Raw genomic sequence first — 21,477 nt, 5'->3', positions numbered from 1 at the left:
TGGCCCGATCAGCCATGGCGCTGATCCTATTTCTTGCTGTAATTGACCTGCAAACCGTATCCCTGCACGCCATCGGTTACCTGGGCACTAAACTTCGTTGCCGCGTCCTTGTTCGTTGCCGGGATCTCTATATCGGCGTTAGTGGTATTGGCTTGCGCACCGGTATTGCCATTCACGCTATGTCCCGTGAATTCCCACTGATAGTCATACTGTTTCATCTCCTCTTCAGTGAATTTCTCTGATAGCTGGAACACGCCGTCTTTGTTAGCGTCACGCCACAACACAAAGCGATAGCTGCTATTGAGAGGCAACGGCTCTTTATTGCCGATAAGATTCACGGGCTTAGCCGCACCAACACGATAGATAAAGGCATTCAGCCCGCCGATGTCAGAACCCAGGAACGTTACGTCAACATAGTTACTGTCATCATAGGGAGCGGCTTTCGCCTTCCAACGGAAGGTGCCAGGCAATGTACTGGAGAGCGTAACGGTCCCCTTTTCTTTATCTTGTTTGGCGATAAAGACACAGGGAGTCTCGGTAGTGCAGGGTTTATTCGTCAGCGTCACTTTTTTATCGTTGGCGTCAAACAACTGCGGGTTGAGATTATCCTGCGGCAAGACATTACCGTTGCGGTCAGTGTTGTCGCCAAAGCTATCAGTAATATCGAGATCCATCACCACACCATCTACACCATCGGCCTGTGCGCTGGCTTCATGACTGTGATTGTTCTCATCTGGTACATCGGCGATGTTGTTAACGATGAGCTCAATTTTGCGATCCTGCTGAACGGTGATTTCCACCACGCCGGAATTCTGTCGATTACCTTTTTCATCTTCCAGCGCCAGACGAACCCGCCAGGTATTGAGTTTTTCTTGTTCGGCTTTATCAGAACTGTACTGCCAGGCAGGCAGCACCAGATTCCAGTGGTTGTTGTTACCTTCGGTAAGCGTGTTTTCTTTGATAACCGGCATCACCAGCGTACGTGCAGCATTGTTTTTCGCCTGCCAGGAGGCAGCGACGATTTTGTAGTGATGGTTAATGAGCGCGTTAATGGTCCATTTACATTTTTCCAGCCCGATAGCTTCTTCAGGCGTATCTTTAATCACGCACTCGGGATGTTCATTCGTGGCGTCGGCTTTCAGCCACAAAGTGACGTCGAGGGGATCTTTTTCTTTGTATTCCAGAACAATAAAGTTGTTACGTTCAACAAAGTCATGACGGCTGCCCATAAGCGAGTGAGCAGCGCTCACTTTGTCAGGATCAAGCTGGTCTTTGAGCGGGACGCCAAACTGATAATTAAGCGTTGCGTTAACAGAAAGATCGGTATTATCGCCAGTGCCAGCTTTGAAATCTGTACCGACAGCAATGAGCGGAACGGGCTGGTATTTCACACCCAGCGTGACAGCGAAGGGATCTTTCTCCAGATTATCAGTGCCAAAAAGCGCGACTTCATTACCGTAATACTGTTCGAAAACAATTTTACCACCAAGCTGCGGATAAGCGGGAAGCCAGGCTTCGGCGCGAATATCCCAGCCGCGCGCAGGACGCTCCTCATAAAAATCGAAATCTTCGGAGTCTTTCCAGTCAGAAAGCGGGTGATAATAGTTGCCAGAGAATTTTAAATAATCAGTCCACGCTTCGACACCTAAACCTAAACGGCGATGCCCACGGGTAAAATCATAATCATAAAATATATTTCCACCCAACAACCATTTATCAAAATTATGTCTTACACCAAGCCCAATATTCCCGATCGTACGATCTTCTTTTCGTTGTGCAGAAAATTGGCTGAAATAAACAGTAGTTTGATTATCATACCAGGGAACAAAATAGTCGATGGAACTGCCATCCAGATCGCCGCCCTGGCCAAGAGAAAGATTCGTTCGAACCTTACCGTAGGGGGAGAGTGTATCCTCAATATAAGATTGTGTCGTAGAGGTAATTTGACTTTGCAGATAGCTTCTGGCCTGGGACTCCAGCGCCTCGGGTGTCAGGTTTTCAAACCCTTGCGTAGCGGAGTTAATGACGTAATCGGCACCACGCTCTTTTAGCGATTTCCCCTTGTTGGTTTGTTCTTCTTGTTGTGCGGCCTGACTACCTAAATCAGGTAATGATTCTTTATGCTCAACATTTATCTCTGGAGCCGCAAAAGCAGCCCCAGAGATAAATGTTAGCATAATACAGCGTGTCCATCGCAGCATGCACTTTTCCTGTGACAATGATAAAGTCAAAAATAAGCTTTAATATTGTATCCCTGATTATTCAGAAAGGCATGCCAGAAAGGATAAATATATCATTATTTTTTAAATAAGTGATTTTTTCCACTCATATTAGTAATTCAACTAATACAAAAATGGCATAATCATCCATATTATAAATATGAATGATAAAATCATATATTTAAATGATATTACACAATAACAAATTCAACGCGTGTTTTAGAAATTAAACCGTGCCCATATTGGCAGAAATAATCCACCGCACCGCATGCTTTTAATACCTGCAATGGCTGGTGGCAGTCAGGACAAAGAGCCTGAATGGTGAAATCTTTGGCACAAGTTGCACAGTGAGCAGTCCCGCCATTGCGTTCGAGAGGGGTTTTGCAGGTTGGACAGTTGAGTGCCATAAATACTCCTCGCGTGTTATTCGGTTTCCCTCTCCGTGTGGAAAGGGAAACCAGATAAGTGATTACTTACTTTTCTTGATGTGCTTCATCAGACGCTTACGCTTGCGCATCTGAGTCGGCGTCAGGGTATTACGCTTGTTCGCATACGGGTTTTCCCCTTCTTTGAACTGAATACGAATCGGCGATCCCATTACGTCCAGCGATTTGCGGAAGTAGTTCATCAGGTAACGCTTGTAGGAATCAGGCAGGTCTTTCACCTGATTACCGTGAATCACCACAATCGGCGGGTTATAACCCCCGGCGTGGGCATATTTCAGCTTCACTCGACGACCGCGTACCAGCGGCGGTTGGTGATCTTCAACAGCCATCGTCATGATGCGCGTCAGCATAGAGGTCCCCACACGACGGGTGGAGCTGTCATACGCTTCACGTACTGATTCAAACAAGTTACCAACACCACTGCCGTGCAAGGCAGAGATAAAGTGCACACGAGCAAAATCGATAAAGCCCAGACGGAAGTCCAGCGTCTCTTTCACCTGCTCTTTCACTTCCTGGCTCAGGCCGTCCCACTTGTTCACTACAATCACAAGTGAGCGCCCACTATTGAGAATAAAGCCCAGCAAGGAGAGATCCTGATCGGAAATACCTTCACGCGCATCAATCACCAACATCACCACGTTGGCATCTTCAATGGCCTGCAACGTTTTGATTACCGAGAACTTCTCTACCGCATCGGTGATTTTGCCGCGTTTACGTACGCCAGCGGTGTCAATGAGCACATACTCACGTCCGTCGCGTTCCATTGGAATGTAGATACTGTCACGCGTCGTGCCAGGCATGTCGTAAACAACAACGCGCTCTTCACCAAGAATACGGTTAGTGAGTGTAGACTTACCGACGTTCGGACGACCCACAATCGCCAGTTTGATCGGCAGACTTTGCGGGTCGAAGTCGTCTTCCTCTTCTTCTTCGCCGTTCTCTTCCGCTTCAAATTGCGCCCAGTATTCGGCGTCTTCGTCGACTTCTTCTTGCGGTGCGAGATCTTCCATCCACGGCAGCAGCACGTGCTCCAGCAGACTTAATACGCCACGACCGTGAGACGCGGCGATCGGGTAGATTTCACCTAAACCAAGCGAGTAGAAATCAACCACTGCCTGATCGGGATCCAGACCGTCAGTTTTGTTTGCCACCAGGAAGGTCGGTTTTTCACGGGAGCGCAGATGTTTAGCAATCGCTTCATCCGCCGGCATCAGGCCCGCGCGCGCATCCACCATAAACAGTACGACGTCCGCTTCTTCAATCGCCAGCAGCGACTGTTCCGCCATGCGGGTTTCTACACCGTCTTCTGTGCCATCAATCCCGCCGGTATCAATGCAGATAAACTCACGGCCTTCAATTTCCGCACGACCGTACTTACGGTCACGAGTCAGACCCGGGAAATCCGCAACCAGCGCATCTCGGGTGCGAGTTAGACGGTTAAATAACGTGGATTTTCCTACGTTAGGGCGCCCGACAAGCGCGACCACAGGTACCATGTTTAAAGCCTCATTTTTATAAATCATCAGACAACGCACGCTATATTCGTGTCGTTGTTAAAAACAGGAAAACGGCCCCTGTCCAGGAGCCGTTTTCAAAGTGAACGACAGAGACGATTAACGTGTAATAGAGTACACGGTTCCGTCTTTTGCCTGGATCAGCAGTTTGCCGTCAGCGGCAACCGGTTCAGTCTGGAAACCGGAACTATCAACTTTTTGCTGGGCAACGAAACGACCATCTTCGACGTTAATCCAGTGCAGATAACCTTCACTGTCACCTACCACCAGGTTGCCATTATACAGCACCGGAGAAGTCAGCAGGCGATGCAGCAGATCGCTTTGTGTCCACAGCGTAACGCCGCCATCAATGGTCAACGCCATCACCCGGTCATTTTGATCGACCAGATAGATGCGATTGCCGTCGACGATGAAATCATTCACCGAACCCAGTTCGCGTTTCCACATAATCTGACCACTGCGCAGATCAAGCGCCGTCAGGTTACCATTATAGGCCAGCGCGAAAACAACGCCGTTAACAACGACGGGTGTCGTGTCAACATCGCTCAGACGGTCAATTTCGGTAGAACCGGTCGCCTGGGAAATACGCTGCTGCCAAATCATCTGGCCCTGTTCCATCAGCACTGCGCTGACGCGACCATTATCGCCACCCACGACGGCCGCACCAAAAGCCGTTGCCGGCGCAGACTCGCCACGCAAAGAGAGCGAAGGCATATCGAGGTTAACTGTCCATTTGACAGCGCCGTCAGCTTCGTTCAGCGCTTGTAACTGACCGTTACTGGTGTGGATTAACACCAGACCGTCGCTGACCACCGGGCGCGAAAGTGCTTCACCCGCGACTTTAGTTTGCCATGCCACAGTACCATCGCTGGTATTCAGCGCGTAAACCTGCGCCTTTTCGGTGCCAATGTAGACATGCCCACCAGACACGGTCACGCCGCCAGAAAGTAATGCAGGATCTTTAGAGAACCAGCCATCTTTCTCGGCCAGGTTGACAGACCAGATTTCTTTGCCGTCATCCGCATTCAGCGCTTTTACTAAACCAGCGCGGTCCGCAGCATAGACAACGTTGTCCGCCAGTGCCGGATGAAGATTGGAATAGAAGTTGCCAATGCCGCTACCAACGGAAGTGCTCCACGCAGTAGACGGCGTAAACTGGTTTTCAACGGTTGGCAATGGGGACATCTTTACCACATCTTCTTCGCTGTTAAACAGCGAACAGCCGCTTAAAAGGGTAACGGAAAGCAGTCCTGGCAGCAGTAATTTACGCAATTGCATCGGGTCCCTCTCAGATGGACAAATTATTAATTTTCATCTGCATCATTTCGCTCAGTGCCGGGGTAACATCGCTTTTCACGCCTGCTTCCCATGCACTACGCGCACCTTGCTTATCACCTTTGCTCAGCAATGCTTCACCACGCAGGTCGGCAACAATGGCAGCCCACCCTTCACCTTTGATGGTATCAAGGGTTTTCAGCGCGGCATCAGCCTGCTTGAGCTGTACCTGAACGCGAGCAAGACGCAGATTTATCACGGCTTTGAGATTTTCATCGCTCGTGTCTGCCAGCCCCTGTTGTAACTGGGCGGCAGCTTTCTCTAGTTCATTTTTGTCAACAAATTGCTGCGCAAGTTCCAAAGAAGCCAGCGCACCATAAGTATTTTTATTTTCAGCAGCAAATTTTTCCGCCGCCGGGATGCTATCCGGTTTGCCTTCGCTCACTGCGGTAACCGCATTTTGATAGGCAAGAGAAGCGGAGCGTGCAGAATCAACCTGATGGCTGTTCCAGTAGCGCCAGCCAATCAGTGCGCCAACGCCCAAAATCACCCCAACAGCCAGTGCTTTGCCATTTTCAGCAAAAAAGCGTTTAACCGCTTCAACCTGGTCGTTTTCGTTCTCGTAAATTTCCACGCTGTCCTTCTCCTTCCTTAACCCAGTAACGTGCGCAAATGCGCGGCTACGCTATCCTGCGCAACTGCCGTTTGCTCACCAGAGCGCAAATCCTTCACTACTGCTGTGCCGTTAGCCACTTCAGACTCACCCAGCACCACAGCAACGCGGGCACCCCATTTATCAGCACGGGCAAACTGTTTCTTAAAGTTGCCGCCGCCGTGGTTGGTCATCAATTTCACGCCCGGTAATTCATCACGCAGACGCTCAGCTAATGCCATAGCCGCAGATTGTGTATCAGCACCTGAAGCCACCAGGTATATATCGACAACAGGATCGGCTTTAAATTCCGGATTAACGGCCTGTACTAACAATACAAGACGTTCGAGGCCCATCGCAAAACCGACAGCCGGTGTTGCACGACCGCCCAGTTGTTCCACCAGACCGTCATAACGACCGCCTGCACACACGGTGCCCTGGGAACCGAGGCTGTTAGTCACCCACTCGAAAACGGTACGGTTATAGTAATCCAGACCACGCACCAGACGCTGGTTGACGGTGTAAGCGATCCCCGCGCTCTCAAGCAGTTTGCACAGACCGGCAAAATGCTCACGAGATTCCTCGTCCAGATAATCGCCTAATGCCGGAGCGTCGTTGAGAAGCGCCTGCACTTCCGGATTTTTTGAATCCAGCACGCGCAGCGGGTTAGTGTACATGCGGCGTTTGCAGTCTTCGTCCAGCTTTTCTTTATGCTGCTCAAGGAATGCCACCAGCGCATCGCGGTAATTGGCGCGTGCTTCCAGCGAACCGATAGAGTTCAGCTCAAGAGTTACGTGCTCGGAGATACCCAGCGCGCGCCACCAGCGGGCGGTGAGCATAATCAATTCAGCGTCGATATCCGGACCTTGCAGACCGAAAACTTCGCAGCCCAACTGATGGAACTGACGATAACGCCCTTTCTGCGGACGCTCGTGACGGAACATCGGCCCGATATACCACAGACGCTGTTCCTGATTGTACAGAAGACCATGCTCGATGCCGGCGCGTACACAGCCCGCCGTCCCTTCAGGGCGCAGAGTCAGGCTGTCGCCATTGCGATCCTCAAAGGTGTACATCTCTTTTTCAACCACGTCGGTGACTTCACCAATCGCACGTTTGAATAGCGGGGTCTGCTCTACAATCGGCAAGCGGATTTCACTGTAACCGTAGCTGCCGAGCACGTTTTTCAGTGTGCCTTCAATGCGCTGCCAGATGGCCGTTTCGCCAGGCAGGTAATCGTTCATGCCGCGAATGGCTTGAATGTTTTTTGCCACGTTTATTCTCTTTCTGAATATAAAAATGAACCCTCAACGCTTCCCTCAATGTTTCGGGAGCCATGCGGGTTCAATCATACACGGGAAGCGAGGCGCTTCCCATCACGTTATTATTTTTCAACCTGCTGAACGTCAATTCGACGCGCTTCGTCCAGCTGACTGGCTTTCGCACGAATGCGCGCTTCCAGCTGATCGATCATATCGTTGTTGTCCAGACGGTCTTTGCGCACGCCATCTTCATAGAGGCCGCTTTTCTTGTTGCCGCCGGTGACGCCGAGTGTAGAAACCAGCGCCTCACCTGGGCCATTCACCACGCAGCCGATAATCGAAACGTCCATCGGAGTGATGATATCTTCCAGGCGTTGCTCCAGCGCGTTAACCGTACCGATAACATCAAATTCCTGACGCGAACAGGTCGGGCAGGCGATGAAGTTGATCCCGCGCGAACGGATACGCAGCGATTTCAAAATATCGAAACCGACTTTGATCTCTTCGACCGGATCGGCCGCCAGCGATACGCGCAGCGTGTCGCCGATGCCTTCAGACAGCAGCAGACCTAAACCAATGGCGGATTTAACCGCCCCGCTGCGCGCACCACCCGCTTCGGTGATCCCCAGATGCAGCGGCTGATCGATCTGTTTTGCCAGCAAACGATAAGACTCAACAGCGAGGAAGACGTCTGACGCTTTCACGCTGACTTTGAACTGTTCGAAGTTCAGGCGATCGAGATGATCAACATGACGCATGGCAGATTCCAGCAACGCCTGCGGCGTCGGTTCGCCATACTTTTCTTGCAGATCTTTTTCCAGCGATCCGGCGTTAACGCCAATACGGATCGGAATGTTTTTATCGCGCGCACAGTCAACCACCATGCGAATACGCTCTTCATTACCGATATTGCCAGGGTTAATACGCAGACAATCGACGCCGTATTCCGCTACTTTCAGCGCAATGCGATAGTCGAAGTGGATGTCAGCCACCAGCGGCACGTTAACCTGCTGTTTGATGAGTTTGAACGCTTCTGCCGCGTCCATCGTCGGTACGGAGACACGGACGATATCAGCGCCAACACGTTCCAGCGCCTTGATTTGATTGACCGTTGCTTCGACGTCTGTCGTACGCGTATTGGTCATGGACTGTACGGCGATGGGAGCACCATCGCCAATCGGCACATTCCCAACGTAAATACGTGTTGATTTTCTACGTTGAATTGGAGCCTGGTTATGCATGAAAAATCTCCCGCGTTACCCGTCTGTTACTGCGCCGGTGATTGTTCGGCATTGAGGGTCAGACGCGCAACCTGGTTAGTTCTGATAAAACGACTCAGATCGACAGGTTTCCCTTGATACTGGATCTGTACTGCGGCTGGCGCACCAATTTTCAGTTTGTACGGTGCCTGGCCGGTTAAGTTCAAATTACCGTCTTTACGCTGCATACCGCTAAACAGTTTTTTACCGGTAGCATCAGTAACCTCCAGCCAGCAATCGGCAGTAAAGTTCATCACCAGCGCATTCGGATCAGCCGCCGGCGTAGTCACGCCTGCCTGATCGGTTGGCAACGGCGCAGCACCATCTGGCATTGTTGTTGCCGCTGGTGCCGGAGTCGCAGCGGTATCAACATTTGCCTGCGAAGGTGGAACAACCGCATTCTGTTGTGAATCGACGGTTGGCGATGGAGCCGTCGTCGCGGCAGGTGTTTGCGTGTTAGTTGCGGTGGTATCCACAGGTGATGTCGGCGTGGTCGCCATAGCCTGATCTGTGGTTGTCGACGTATCTAACGGTACACTCTGGCTTTGATTATTATTCAGTTCCGCAGAAGATTGATCGGCCATAGTGGTGATCTCTTCCTGCTGAGCTTTGTGGTCTTGCCACCACCAGGCACCGCTCAGGCCAATAACCACAAACAACACCAGCCAGGTGAAGGTCATCAGCCAGCCGTCACGTTTTTTGCGGCGTTTACCGAGGGAAAAACTCTGCATCGGCGCAACTTTTGCAGCTCGTAGTGGAGCCTGTTTTTCCAGCCCCGGTAGCAGTTCTTCTTCTGGAATATGTACCAGACGCGCATAAGAGCGGATATATCCGCGCAGGAATGTTGAAGCAAGATCGGCAGGTGCCTTATCTTCTTCAATGTCGCGTACCGTGGAAACCTTCAGGCAAAGTCGCTCAGCAACGGCCTGCTGACTAAGTCCTAGTTGTTCGCGAGCATTACGCAGGCGAGCGCCGGTAGTAAGTGCTTCATTTTGGTCGTGCGTGGCTTCAGTATTCATTCGCTGCAGGTACGTTTAAATGAGAATTGAGATGCCGGTGAACCATCATGCTCACCCACACCGCGAAACATCCGTTAAGTTAACCGTTATCATACAGTATAAGACCGTCTGTGTGCTCGTGACAAAGCCCACATTCACTAAGGCTAACTTACTGTTGCATCGTTACATACTGCCTTAAAGTCAGCAAAAACGCACCGTTAATATTGACCAGAGAATTGCAACTTAATACTTCATTCATAAAAGATTACGCCACGGTACATAAAGTAACCGTGGCGTAATGGCTATCAGACCGCTTTAATATCGATGGCTTCACCCTGCATCCGTTTACGCAGGGTACGTTTCGTACGGTCGATAACATCGCCCGCCAACTGACCACAGGCAGCATCGATATCATCACCACGAGTTTTACGCACAATAGTGGTGAAACCGTAGCTCATCAGCACTTTTGAGAAACGGTCGATACGGCTGTTCGAACTGCGTCCATACGGCGCGCCAGGGAACGGGTTCCACGGGATCAGGTTGATCTTACACGGCGTATCTTTCAGTAGCTCCGCCAGTTGGTGCGCGTGTTCAGTGCCGTCGTTAACGTGGTCAAGCATCACGTATTCAATAGTGACTCGGCCCTGATTGGCGTTGGATTTCTCCAGATAACGGCGCACCGCCGCAAGGAACGTTTCGATATTGTACTTTTTGTTGATCGGCACAATTTCGTCACGAATTTCGTCGTTCGGCGCGTGCAGGGAAATTGCCAGTGCAACGTCGATCATATCGCCCAGTTTATCCAGCGCCGGAACTACACCGGAAGTGGAAAGCGTGACGCGACGTTTAGACAGACCAAAACCAAAGTCATCCAACATGATCTCCATCGCCGGAACGACATTGTTCAGGTTGAGCAGCGGCTCGCCCATACCCATCATCACGACGTTAGTGATTGGGCGCTGACCGGTGACTTTTGCTGCGCCGACGATTTTCGCCGCACGCCACACCTGGCCGATAATTTCCGATACCCGCAGGTTGCGGTTAAAGCCCTGCTGGGCGGTGGAACAGAATTTACACTCCAGCGCACACCCCACCTGCGAAGAGACGCAGAGCGTTGCGCGGTCGTCTTCCGGGATATACACCGTTTCGACGCGTTGATCGCCAACGGCGATCGCCCATTTAATGGTGCCGTCAGATGAACGCTGTTCTTCAACCACTTCCGGTGCACGGATTTCCGCCACCTCTTTCAGTTTGCCGCGCAACACTTTATTGATGTCGGTCATCTCATCAAAGTTGTCGCAGCAATAGTGATACATCCACTTCATCACCTGATCGGCGCGGAAGGGTTTTTCACCTAAATCTTTAAAAAACTCCCGCATCTGCTGACGGTTGAGATCCAGCAGGTTGATTTTTCCATCTTTAGTGGTGACGTTTTCAGGTGTGACTAATTGTTCAGACATATGCTATTCCGGCCTCGTTATTACACGTTATGGCCCCTGGAGGGTTGAAAAAAGAAACGCCCCGGTGAGCGGCTGCTCGTCCGGGGGCGCTGCATTGTACAAATTCTGGCGCACGGATGCCACGTTTGCACGCGGCATTTACGAAATTATTAACGGGTGCGCGGGCACACTTCGCCTTCGCCGAAGAAATAAGCGATTTCGCGAGCGGCAGATTCGACGGAATCAGAACCGTGGGTACCATTTTCGGTCAGGCTGTCAGCGTAATCAGCACGCAGAGTACCGGCCAGTGCGTTTGCCGGATTGGTCGCGCCCAGCAGATCGCGGTGACGCTGAACAGCATTTTCACCTTCCAGCACGGAAACAACGATCGGGCCAGAAGTCATGAATTCAACCAGACCATCAAAGAACGGTTTTCCATCGTGTTCAGCATAAAAGCCACGAGCCTGTTCAACGGTCAGGTGCAGCATTTTGGTGCCGACAATTTTGAACCCTGCAGCTTCAAAGCGCGCAAAGATACTACCAATCACGTTTTTTGCTACCGCGTTCGGTTTGATGATGGAAAAAGTACGTTCAATAGCCATTTTTACCTCTGTAAATTGTTCTGTTGTTGTCTGTACCAGCGTACGAGATGGCGCGGATTATAATGAGCAACAGAGCCGTTGACTATTGATGAAGGTAACATTTTTTTAAAATAAACCCAGTTTAAGCAACAATCAGGGACAAAACAGACTATTGCATGACAAATTTCACTGTCGCTATTTGCCCCACCTCATCCATCACCAGCAATTGATAATCGCCTTTATCCGTCAAATGCAGGGTCACGTTGCGCCCACGTTCAGTTAACGGTTCGCCGTTCAGAAACCACCAGCGTTCACCTGCCCCTCCACTTGATTGTAACGGCAAAGTCGCTTCCGCTGCGCCCGGTAAACGTTTAATAATCGCGCCATCGCGCACACCTGTTAGCTGCAGCGGGAGTTGTGCATCGTGACCGTATGGCGGGCAAATTGTCGAGGCCGGTGGCAAGCGCACAGCGCGACGTTCTGATGCGGGCAGCCAGGGTTCCAGCGGTAGCGGCCAGACATTTATCATTTCTTGTCGCGCCTGAGGGCAATCAGCGGCAACACGTTTGCCGTTTTCATCCAGCCAGATGGGGAAACGAATGCCATTAATGCCTTCCTGCTCCGGCAGTAATAGAGTTGGCGGCTGACTCCCGTCCAGCAGCCAGGTTGCCAGGCGGCGGCGACAGTTACTGTCACCTTCCGGCAAAGACTGTCCGCCCGGCCAGCAGATAACGCCACGACTTACAGAGTCAGGACGTGGGTCTTCCGGCAGATTCGCACTGCGCGACAGTAAGATATTATTGACCTGATTCAACAATGGTACGGCGCTGGCAAAGCCAAACTGACCAACAACGGGCGTGCCGTCCGGTCTGCCAGTCCAGATCCCAATGACATAGCGAGCGTTAACCCCAATCGCCCAGGCATCACGATAGCCATAGCTGGTGCCCGTTTTCCATGCCAGTGGGGCGACGCGCGGCAAGGCACCATCCGGCAAGGGTTGCGCTTCATCAGCCATAATCCGGCGAATGATCCACGCAGCCCCCGACGACATTAAAGGCCGTTCAAGCAGCGGATCGTCAGGCTGTAAGCGCAATTTGCCTGCCTTGCCGTGGCGAGCAAACGCGGTATACGCTGCCGCCATATCTTCCAGTTTTGCGCCAGCGCCGCCGAGAATGAGCGAAAGATTCGGTGCAGCACCGTTGGGCAAATATAACGGCAATCCAACATTGCGTAACTTTGCCGCAAACCGTTTCGGTCCATAGGCTTCCAGCACCTGCACAGCAGGTAAGTTCAGCGATCGCACCAGCGCCTCACTCATGCTGATCGGGCCATGAAAACCGCTGTCAAAGTTGCCAGGTCGGTAATCACCGGTGCGTCGGGGGACGTCTTGCAACAGCGATGCCGGGTGGATCAAGCCTTCATCCAGCGCCAGACCATAAACAAACGGTTTGAGCACCGATCCTGGCGATCGGATCGCATTGACCATATCAACATGACCAAAGCGTGAATCATCGTTGAGATCAACCGAACCCACCCAGCCGCGAACACGCATATCGGTATGATCAACCACGATCATCGCCAGTGAGCTGCGCGGTGGTAATCGTCCTTTCCAGTTTTGCGCCAGTTCTTCCAGACGTCGTTGAAGACCGGCATCCAGCGTCGTAACGATTTTGTCGCTTTTGCTTTTACCGAGCATCATGCGCGAAAACAGCGGTGCCAGTTGCGGCATTTGTCGGGGTGCCAGCCAGATGGGTTCTTCCCTTGACTCTTTTACCTGCTCACGGGACCACACACCTTGCACGGCCATCCTTTCGAGCACTTTATTACGCGCGGCTTCGGCACGTTCCGGCCAGCGATCCGGGCGCAGTCGGCTGGGCGCTTGCGGCAACACCGCCAGCATTGCCGCCTCGGAATAGCTTAAATTCGCAGGCGATTTTCCGAGATAAGCCCAACTTGCCGCACCGATCCCCTGCAACGTACCGCCAAACGGAGCGCGGTTAAGATACAAGGTCAGAATTTCACGCTTAGACAGATGCCACTCCAGTTGCAACGCGCGCCAGAGCTGGCGAATTTTGCCGCCAAATGTTTTGGGGTGAGGATCAAGCAGACGAGCAACCTGCATAGTGAGCGTGCTGCCACCGGAAATAACCCTTCCCGAAGTGAGATCTTGCCATGCTGCGCGCGCCACCGAGAATGGATTCACCCCCGGATGCTTCCAGAACCAGCGATCTTCATAATTGATCAGCGCTTCAAGGTAACGTGGAGAAACATCTTCGATTGTTACCGGATAACGCCAGATGCCTTCCGCATCGGCAAAGCGCCAGAGCGGCGTCCCATCCTGCGCCACAACCACTCGTGCGGGATTGACTTCATGCAGCGGTAGAGGCCAGAGTTTATCTGCTCCCCACGCTGCAAGAAAAAGGAGAAATGGCGCAGCTGCCAGCGTTATCCAGCAGCCGCGTTTGGTTAACAAGCGAGGCATTTACGGTCTGACAATTAGCAAATCTTCAGCCGCGCCGGTCGCCCGCCATTGGGGAACATACATTGATTCCACCATCGGTTGCGGTACCTGATACGTTCCCGGCGTCACCGCCCGCGCCAGATACACCAGCGTTACCGGTTGGTATTCATCAACGGCAACCGCCGCCACAAAGCGATCGTCACGGAACTCAATGTGCTTAATACTCGCCTGCTGCATCTGGTTCAGTAAGTTCTGCACTTCGCCACCACTTTGCTCCAGGCTGGCGCTACCGTTCGCCAGATTCTGGTTTTCCAGTTCCAGACCCGCTGGCAGCAGATCCACGACCAACGCATCCGGCACGCTGTTACTGGCTTTAACCTGCAACCACACCAGCACCAGATCGCCGCTACGTAACGAGTCCAGCGATTTGCTCTTACCATCAGTACCAAGAATATGACGCTCGATTTGCAGCACATTGTTCGCCGGTAAAGGTGCGGATTGCGGATAACCGCTGGCATCCACACGCAGCCATAACGGCTGATCGCCACTGTTGGTCACCTGCAAGGTGGCAAGTTGATCGCTATTCAGATTGCTGGTTTGCGCTTTCTCGCCTGTCAGCGGCTCAGCTGAGAAAGAGGTTTGCGCCTGCCATTTACCCGGTAAATCCTGAACCGTACGGGCAGCCAGGAACAACGCGTTACTTTCCTGCGTCGATAGCCAGCGTTCACCAAACGCCTGCTGCGAAAGCGTATTCAGCAAAGTGTTCTGCTCATCGGGTAGCAGTTTATTTTCTTCCAGCAAGGAGAGCATTAACGCGTTGTCGCGCAGTGGGCTACCGTAATCACCCAGCCATTTCCGCTCATCATTACGCGGCGTTTTCAGCGCCAGCGCAATTGCTTCTTCACCACGCGTCGCATCACCCATGGTTTTCAGCGCAACGCCAAGTTGCAGCAGCGGTAAACCAGAAGCGGCATCTGCACGATGCTCCCAGATTTCACGCAGCGCACCCAGTGGAGCTTTTTGCTGACGGGCCAGCACCAGCGCAGCGTAAGACTGTACGGCGAATTTACTGGCTTTGAGATTATCCGCGTACGGGATCGACATCATGCCCGGATCTTGTAAATAGCGCAGCAGACGCTCATTTCCCCGGTTAATGGCGTCTGTCGGCACGCTGTAACCCTGCTCACCTGCGCGGACCAGGAAATCCATCACGTAAGCCGTCAGCCAGTACTCTTCGTCACCGTTTTTATCCCACAGCGCAAAGCCGCCGTTATCACGTTGCATTTGCAGCAAACGGGAAATGCCGATATCGACCGATGCACGGCGTTTCTCATCACTGTCGCCTTTGATGCCCAACGCCTGCAGTTGGGCTGCGTTGGTATAAAGTGACGGGAACAGGCCGCTGGCGGTTTGCTCAAGACAGCCGTACGGATACGCTTTTAACTCTTTGATATAACTTGCGATGTTCAGCGGTGGTTTGCCGCTCAACAACAATTGCCCTTCCAGCGTAACAGGCGAGAAGTTTTGCAATCCATCCGCCGGAATCGCCCATGTCTCACCAGGCTGCAACGCCGTACCGTAATTGACCGTTTGTGCCGGGAACGCCGGACGGACGCCGATTTTCCACTGTTTATGCTGATCGGCAACGGTTTCCCCGGGTAACGCTAACCCGCTAATGGTGGCCTGAATTTCACCATCACCATAACCCGGCAATGCTCGCACCGGGATAAACAGCGTAGTACGCACACCTGGCGCTAATTCAACGGCTGCGGGTGAATCGCTGACCAGTTCAAGCAAACCACTGGCGGTCAGGGCAACGTTCAGTTTTTGCGGTTTATCGGTAAGATTAGTGATATCCAGCGTCAGACGTGAGGTGTCACCGCTGGCCATAAAGCGCGGCATGTTCAGTTCTGCTATCACCGGTGCGGCAACAACCACTTTGCTTTCGTTGCTACCGAAATCATCTGCTGTCCAGGCCTGCGCCATGACTCGTAACTCACCATTAAAATCGCCAATTGGCAGTGTAACCGAGCCTTCGCCCTGTTCGTTGAGCGTTACCGGCAGCGCCTGCTGCGCGACAATATTGACGTGATTGACCGGCGGTTTACCACCACGTTTCAGCTCATCACCATCGCCACCGAAACGCAGAGCTGCCAGACGCCCCTGACCTTCAATAACCTGACCGTAAATATCGTAAATGTCTGCGCCATAGCGTTTCTGACCAAAGAACGCCTGCCACGGATCTGGCGTGACGTAATCAGTAATATTCAGCACACCGCTATCAACGGCAGACACCAGCACATTCACCTGTTTTGGCATCTCACCATTTTTAGTGCTGGCTTTAATTTTCACGGTTAATGGCTGATTGGGGCGCATTTTGGTGGGGGTTTCCAGCGCCAGATCGAGGCGACGGTTTTCATCACCAAGCGGCAGATGCAACACCCCAACCGCGCGTTTTGGCGTCGCGGAGCGAGATTTATCGCCAGGACGCACCACCAGCGTACTCAAATAAAGATCATGACGATTCCAGGTTTTATTTACCGGAATCGTCAGATCCAGCCCTTGAGCCGGAACATCAATCTCTTGCCACCACAGCGGCCCTTCACTGGACTCGACCATCGCATAACCTTTACCCGCCGTTGGCGCGGCAATATGCAACTTAATGGTATCGCCAGGGCGATAACTGGCTTTATCCAGTTTCAGCGTGACACGGTCGGGTCGCACGGCACCGCTCCCGTCGCTGTTGTCCTGCCAGCTATAGCCAGCCCAGAAACGCACACTACTGACCGCTTCATTCGGCGCTTTGACTTCCAGACGATAAGCGCCCCACTCTACCGGGAAACTGACCTTGCCGGTTTCGTCCGCTTTCAGATCCAGAGTTTGTTCATTTTCAATCAGATCTTTTTGATCAAACTGTGACTGCCAGCCTTCATCTTCTGACCAGTTCCAGTAGTAATCGCGGCGTTCGCGAATCAGGCGCACCTGCAAGCCCGACACGGCTTTTTTTACGCCTTGCGCATCGCTATAAACGATGTCAAAAGCGGCGTTACTGCCTTCATCAACAATGGGCTGTTTCACCGTGCTGTCAGTGCGATAATCGTAAACCGATTTCGAGGCGAACTGCGGACGGATCCCCGGCAATGCATCGGCAGGCCAGATAGCCTGCTCAGCGCGGCGCGTCACCGGGCGACCGCCCGATTCCAACAAACTCCCCTGGAAAATAACCTGTAATGGGGAATGCGTTTCCTTCCACTGGCTTTCAGTGGAAACTTCGCCACGCCCTTTATCATCCAGCGTCAACTGAACTTCATCCAGCGTGCGGGAAAGATTTTCGGCAGCTATATCGCCGAATTCAAAACCAGGTAAGGCTGACACAGCTTCACGCAGTGGGCGCAGGAAAAGTTGCCCTTGCAAAGTATTACCATTAGCAGGTGCACCATACAGGTAGTACCCCACCACGGAGAATTTCACTTCATCTTTCGGCGTTAGCGGGGTTTTCTCACCGGTCAGATTCAGCGCCATACGCTCTGGCATAAAATCTTCGACGTGGAAATCCCACATCCGATACTGGTTATCGCCCGTGTTAGCGCGAATATGCCACATACCGGTTGCCGCATTGCTATCGAGTGGCCAGGTAAAGTGGTAGAGGCCATTCTCCGGCTGACTAACGACGCTCCTGAGTACCTGCCCGTCGGGTTTAATCACGTCTAACTTGATGGGTTGATCGGGCAATGCTTTACCGTCTGCATCACGCAGCAAACCATTGAGGATGACCGTTTCACCCGGGCGATAAAGATCGCGCGGGCCAAACATGAAAAACTGTTTGCTATAGCCCGGCGCGCCAGCAATGTTAAATTCCGCTAAGTCCAGCGCCGGGAGTTTTAAATCGAGCAGCGTTGTCTGACCGTTTTTACGCGCCAGCAGTAATGCCGCGTTTTTATCATTTTCCAGCTGCACATGCCCCTGAGCGTCACTGGTTGCCTGAGTCAGAGTCTGCCCTTTCTCATTTAATAAAGAGACTTCAATTCCTTGCTGGGCCGCGCCGTTTTCCAGACTTTGGGTAAAGATATCCAGACGATTGTGATAACGGTGAGCTGAAACGCCAATATCACTTAACGTAAACAGCGTCGCGGGATTACTGTAATCGTAACGTCCAGCCTGATTCATCACAGCCAGATACACGCCCGCCTGCTGAAGCGGTTTGATATCGCCCAGCGGCAGCAATAATTTTTCACGGGTGTTACGCGCAGGATTGAGATCAAACCGTCCGGTGTAGACCAGATCCGCCATCTGCAGCAGTTTATCTGACTGCCAGTTCGCCAGCGAATTGCGGTATTCCCATTGGCTAATAAATGCTGGCAGAGATTCTGGCTTAACACGGAAGAAGTTAACATCGACATTGTTAACATTGAGCGCCATTACCGGCAGCCCTTCAATGACTTTTCCAGGCAGCAGCGAACCACGGCTGGCAAAACCGACGCTGGGCTGGATATCGCGGGTAGTTATAGTTTTTTCGTAATCTTTACTGAAGGTTGCGTTGTTGAGTGCCTTGACCTCCTTGCCAATAGTAACGATCAAATCACGTTTCGGCTCGAGGTGGCGTAAACGCAGCTCTTTAAGATTATCTGACAGCTCCCAGGCCCCATCCACTTTGCCGCTTTTTTTATCAACGACGTGAATAACGCGCGAGAAATCCTGATCCGGGTCGAGAGGGATAGAGAAGGTCAGCACCAGCGTGGCTGCGCCATCAAGTTGGACTTCAGAGAGATCCAGCAATGTCAGCGCCTTACCGGCACTCTGTTGGGCCAGTTTCTGTCGCTCCGGTGCAGAGAGTTTTGCTGAACTCGCGTTTTCTGAAGATGCCGCTTTAGTAACTTCAGAAGGTGCATCTTTTTTCACCGCTGTTGGCGCGTTATCGTTGTTGTCGCACCCTGCCAGCGCCAGCATTAGCATGCAGGCGGCTAAGCGTAACTTTTTCATTTTTCATCCCTGCCACAATGGCCCGTTAGCAACGTCGAATAATTATTATGCGTGAGAATTTACGTTATGTAATTCAGTATCACGCCCATACAATCCGAATTTTAGTGAGAATTGTGGCTCAGACAGCCAAATCAGCCTCTTTTGCTTGTCGCTTTTCACTAAACATCCGACAATTTAGCCTAACCCCGGCAAAAATGGAGATGCCTATGTCCACGACATGGTTTGTAGGAGCCGACTGGCTCGCCGAACATATTGATGACCCGGAAATTCAGATTATCGATGCCCGCATGGCGTCGCCTGGACAGGAAGATCGTAACGTTGCTCAGGAGTATCTGAATGGACATATTCCCGGCGCAGTGTTTTTTGATATCGAAGCGCTTTCTGATCACACTTCCCCGCTTCCGCACATGCTGCCGCGCCCGGAAACGTTCGCCGTGGCGATGCGTGAATTAGGCGTTAACCAGGATAAGCACCTGATTATCTATGACGAAGGTAATCTTTTCTCAGCCCCACGAGCATGGTGGATGCTGCGCACCTTTGGTGTAGAGAAAGTGTCGATTCTGGGGGGTGGACTTGCAGGCTGGCAGCGCGATGATCTGCTGTTAGAAGAAGGTGCAGTAGAGCTGCCGGAAGGAGAGTTTAACGCCACGTTTAATCCTGAAGCCGTGGTGAAAGTCACCGATGTGTTATTGGCAAGCCATGAAAATACGGCGCAAATTATTGATGCCCGCCCGGCTGCACGTTTTAACGCAGAAGTTGATGAACCTCGCCCAGGTTTACGTCGCGGACATATTCCCGGTGCATTGAACGTTCCGTGGACGGAACTGGTGCGCGAAGGCGAACTAAAAACGACCGATGAACTGGATGCGATATTTTTTGGTCGCGGCGTCAGCTATGACAAACCGATTATCGTCAGCTGCGGCTCTGGTGTAACGGCAGCCGTGGTTTTGTTGGCACTCGCGACACTTGATGTGCCAAACGTGAAACTGTACGACGGCGCATGGAGTGAATGGGGCGCACGAGCAGATTTACCGGTTGAGCCAGAGAAATAAGCTTTTAACAGGCAATAAAAAACCGCCGAATTTGGCGGTTTTTTATTGCTGGTCTGGTTCGCGGCCTTTCCAGCAGATTGGCTTGTGTTGCATGAGCAACGCAGGTGCTTCACAGCAAAGCAATACTCGCCAGTAACTCTCTTTTTGTCAAGCGAAAGAGAGTAATCATTGTTTATTTAGCGTATTATCGACACCGGCCCTTTCCGCCGTCTCGCAAACGGGCGCTGGCTTAAGGAAAGGATGTTCCATGGCCGTAAATGCAGGTGTTTCACAGCGCTTGCTATCGCGGCAATATCGCCAGTGGTGCTGTCGTGATGCGGTCTTCGCATGGACCGCACAATGAAGATACGGTGCTTTTGTATCGTACTTATTGTTTCTGGTGCGCTGTTAACCGAGGTAAATAATAACCGGAGTCTCTCCGGTAACAATTTATTGGTGGTTAACAACCTTCAGAACAGCAGGTAAGCCCGAATGCCGCCCTTTGGGGCGGCATATTTTAGATTATCCGGTTCTGTTTAAAGTCACGCAAAAAACCACCCCAGCGACGTTCATAGAATGGCACAATATGTTCGGTAATAAAGTGGCTAATTCCTTTTTCCCCTTTTTTCACCTGACAAATATCGATGGGTTCATCGCCAGGTATTGTATCGGTCGCTACACTTCCCGCCGCCTGAATAATTTCTTCGATATCACCATCGGCTTCAATGCCAATAAGTAAATTAGGCTGTGCCTCTTCGTTCTCTTTAATTGAACAAATAAAAGCACGCTTCACCGGCTTAATAGTTTTAAATAAGGTGGTGAGAGAATCAATCATTTGTGCTGGTGGCTCTGCGACTTCCGATAATATCAGCGATTCACCGCCCTCCAGTACTTCCTGGCTGCTCAGCGGATTTCCTTCTTCACCAATCAACAAACTGATTTCACGCGGCATAAATTCTTTACCGGTTGGCAGTTTGGCATTAAGGAAGAGCGTTTCGCCAAGGGTCATCTCAAACAATGTGCGAACGGGCATTACGACAAATGCCTGTTCGTCTTCAACCGCCTGTTGAAGTGCTTCTAACGAGGTAAAAAAAGGAATGACGCTGGTGCCGTCTTCTTTTTCCCAGTGCTGTAAATCAAGCGCGCTATCTTCAACCACAGCCTCGCCCTGCGCCGCCGTACCCGGCACCCAGACGGTGGATTCCAGTAGAGTACGGAAAAAGGCCGGGCGGTGCGCCGGTTCGGTTGCTGCTTTTTCCAGCAGGTCTTCAAGTTCATTTTTTGTTTCGGACATAAGAACCACAATTCATTCAACGTTCGGGGCACAAGTGCCTGATGCGCCACGCTTATCAGGCCTACA

General features: G+C 51.8%; 15 protein-coding genes. 2 read left to right on the top strand and 13 right to left on the bottom strand.

Features of this window, described 5'->3' with window-relative positions:
• Window positions 1–26: 26 nt before the first annotated feature.
• The 12 genes from sinH to yfhM all read right to left on the bottom strand — a co-directional run bounded on the left by sinH (window position 27) and on the right by yfhM (window position 19,086).
• Complete coding sequence (gene sinH, locus ACJHWR_RS12325; protein WP_012311748.1) at window positions 27–2,201, bottom strand: intimin-like inverse autotransporter SinH; 2,175 nt, start codon at window positions 2,199–2,201, stop codon at window positions 27–29.
• 209 nt (window positions 2,202–2,410) lie between these two features.
• Entirely contained in the window at window positions 2,411–2,626 is a 216-nt protein-coding gene (locus ACJHWR_RS12320) for a zinc ribbon domain-containing protein (protein WP_001196900.1), read from the bottom strand.
• 62 nt (window positions 2,627–2,688) lie between these two features.
• Window positions 2,689–4,161 carry a ribosome biogenesis GTPase Der gene (gene der / locus ACJHWR_RS12315; protein ID WP_001309661.1) on the bottom strand — a complete coding sequence of 491 codons (1,473 nt, stop codon included), beginning with the start codon at window positions 4,159–4,161 and terminating at the stop codon, window positions 2,689–2,691.
• 117 nt (window positions 4,162–4,278) lie between these two features.
• A complete protein-coding gene (bamB, locus tag ACJHWR_RS12310) occupies window positions 4,279–5,457 on the bottom strand; it encodes an outer membrane protein assembly factor BamB (RefSeq protein ID WP_001177032.1) in 1,179 nt (392 codons plus the stop codon).
• 10 nt (window positions 5,458–5,467) lie between these two features.
• Complete coding sequence (gene yfgM, locus ACJHWR_RS12305) at window positions 5,468–6,088, bottom strand: ancillary SecYEG translocon subunit YfgM (RefSeq protein WP_000409205.1); 621 nt, start codon at window positions 6,086–6,088, stop codon at window positions 5,468–5,470.
• A 17-nt stretch (window positions 6,089–6,105) separates the two neighbouring features.
• Complete coding sequence (gene hisS, locus ACJHWR_RS12300) at window positions 6,106–7,380, bottom strand: histidine--tRNA ligase (protein WP_001107167.1); 1,275 nt, start codon at window positions 7,378–7,380, stop codon at window positions 6,106–6,108.
• A gap of 110 nt (window positions 7,381–7,490) precedes the next feature.
• Window positions 7,491–8,609: a flavodoxin-dependent (E)-4-hydroxy-3-methylbut-2-enyl-diphosphate synthase gene (gene ispG, locus ACJHWR_RS12295; protein ID WP_000551813.1), complete on the bottom strand. Its 1,119-nt coding sequence runs from the start codon at window positions 8,607–8,609 to the stop codon at window positions 7,491–7,493.
• Window positions 8,610–8,635: 26 nt separating this feature from the next.
• Window positions 8,636–9,646 (bottom strand): cytoskeleton protein RodZ, encoded by a 1,011-nt coding sequence (gene rodZ / locus ACJHWR_RS12290; protein WP_001090830.1) that lies wholly within the window; start codon window positions 9,644–9,646, stop codon window positions 8,636–8,638.
• Between the two features lie 284 nt (window positions 9,647–9,930).
• Window positions 9,931–11,085, bottom strand: a complete 1,155-nt coding sequence (locus ACJHWR_RS12285) for a bifunctional tRNA (adenosine(37)-C2)-methyltransferase TrmG/ribosomal RNA large subunit methyltransferase RlmN (protein WP_000003317.1) — start codon at window positions 11,083–11,085, stop codon at window positions 9,931–9,933.
• A 149-nt stretch (window positions 11,086–11,234) separates the two neighbouring features.
• Complete coding sequence (ndk, locus tag ACJHWR_RS12280) at window positions 11,235–11,666, bottom strand: nucleoside-diphosphate kinase (protein WP_000963841.1); 432 nt, start codon at window positions 11,664–11,666, stop codon at window positions 11,235–11,237.
• 148 nt (window positions 11,667–11,814) lie between these two features.
• Window positions 11,815–14,127 (bottom strand): peptidoglycan glycosyltransferase PbpC, encoded by a 2,313-nt coding sequence (pbpC, locus tag ACJHWR_RS12275; protein WP_001137706.1) that lies wholly within the window; start codon window positions 14,125–14,127, stop codon window positions 11,815–11,817.
• Entirely contained in the window at window positions 14,128–19,086 is a 4,959-nt protein-coding gene (yfhM, locus tag ACJHWR_RS12270) for an alpha2-macroglobulin (RefSeq protein WP_000736183.1), read from the bottom strand.
• A gap of 206 nt (window positions 19,087–19,292) precedes the next feature.
• Here yfhM and sseA point away from each other — a divergent pair, with 206 nt between their 5' ends.
• Window positions 19,293–20,138 carry a 3-mercaptopyruvate sulfurtransferase gene (gene sseA, locus ACJHWR_RS12265; protein WP_000108610.1) on the top strand — a complete coding sequence of 282 codons (846 nt, stop codon included), beginning with the start codon at window positions 19,293–19,295 and terminating at the stop codon, window positions 20,136–20,138.
• A gap of 339 nt (window positions 20,139–20,477) precedes the next feature.
• Window positions 20,478–20,603, top strand: a complete 126-nt coding sequence (timP, locus tag ACJHWR_RS12260) for a small toxic inner membrane protein TimP (RefSeq protein ID WP_004974226.1) — start codon at window positions 20,478–20,480, stop codon at window positions 20,601–20,603.
• A gap of 31 nt (window positions 20,604–20,634) precedes the next feature.
• Here timP and sseB read toward each other — a convergent pair whose 3' ends face one another.
• Entirely contained in the window at window positions 20,635–21,411 is a 777-nt protein-coding gene (gene sseB, locus ACJHWR_RS12255) for an enhanced serine sensitivity protein SseB (RefSeq protein ID WP_012311892.1), read from the bottom strand.
• Between the last annotated feature and the right edge of the window lie 66 nt (window positions 21,412–21,477).

It is taken from the genome of Escherichia sp. WS568, from assembly GCF_046486085.1.
Taxonomy (GTDB): Bacteria; Pseudomonadota; Gammaproteobacteria; order Enterobacterales; family Enterobacteriaceae; genus Escherichia; species Escherichia coli.
Note: the sequence above shows the minus strand (reverse complement) of the source record. Positions and strands in the feature narration are given on the sequence as shown.

What these genes read in the sequence shown, in the direction of transcription:
- ndk (WP_000963841.1), bottom strand. Translation starts at nt 11,666, where the DNA reads ATGGCTATTGAACGTACTTTTTCCATCATCAAACCGAACGCGGTAGCA.
- pbpC (WP_001137706.1), bottom strand. Translation starts at nt 14,127, where the DNA reads ATGCCTCGCTTGTTAACCAAACGCGGCTGCTGGATAACGCTGGCAGCT.
- der (WP_001309661.1), bottom strand. Translation starts at nt 4,161, where the DNA reads ATGGTACCTGTGGTCGCGCTTGTCGGGCGCCCTAACGTAGGAAAATCC.
- sseA (WP_000108610.1), top strand. Translation starts at nt 19,293, where the DNA reads ATGTCCACGACATGGTTTGTAGGAGCCGACTGGCTCGCCGAACATATT.
- yfhM (WP_000736183.1), bottom strand. Translation starts at nt 19,086, where the DNA reads ATGAAAAAGTTACGCTTAGCCGCCTGCATGCTAATGCTGGCGCTGGCA.
- ACJHWR_RS12285 (WP_000003317.1), bottom strand. Translation starts at nt 11,085, where the DNA reads ATGTCTGAACAATTAGTCACACCTGAAAACGTCACCACTAAAGATGGA.
- rodZ (WP_001090830.1), bottom strand. Translation starts at nt 9,646, where the DNA reads ATGAATACTGAAGCCACGCACGACCAAAATGAAGCACTTACTACCGGC.
- bamB (WP_001177032.1), bottom strand. Translation starts at nt 5,457, where the DNA reads ATGCAATTGCGTAAATTACTGCTGCCAGGACTGCTTTCCGTTACCCTT.
- sinH (WP_012311748.1), bottom strand. Translation starts at nt 2,201, where the DNA reads ATGCTGCGATGGACACGCTGTATTATGCTAACATTTATCTCTGGGGCT.
- sseB (WP_012311892.1), bottom strand. Translation starts at nt 21,411, where the DNA reads ATGTCCGAAACAAAAAATGAACTTGAAGACCTGCTGGAAAAAGCAGCA.
- ispG (WP_000551813.1), bottom strand. Translation starts at nt 8,609, where the DNA reads ATGCATAACCAGGCTCCAATTCAACGTAGAAAATCAACACGTATTTAC.
- timP (WP_004974226.1), top strand. Translation starts at nt 20,478, where the DNA reads ATGAAGATACGGTGCTTTTGTATCGTACTTATTGTTTCTGGTGCGCTG.
- ACJHWR_RS12320 (WP_001196900.1), bottom strand. Translation starts at nt 2,626, where the DNA reads ATGGCACTCAACTGTCCAACCTGCAAAACCCCTCTCGAACGCAATGGC.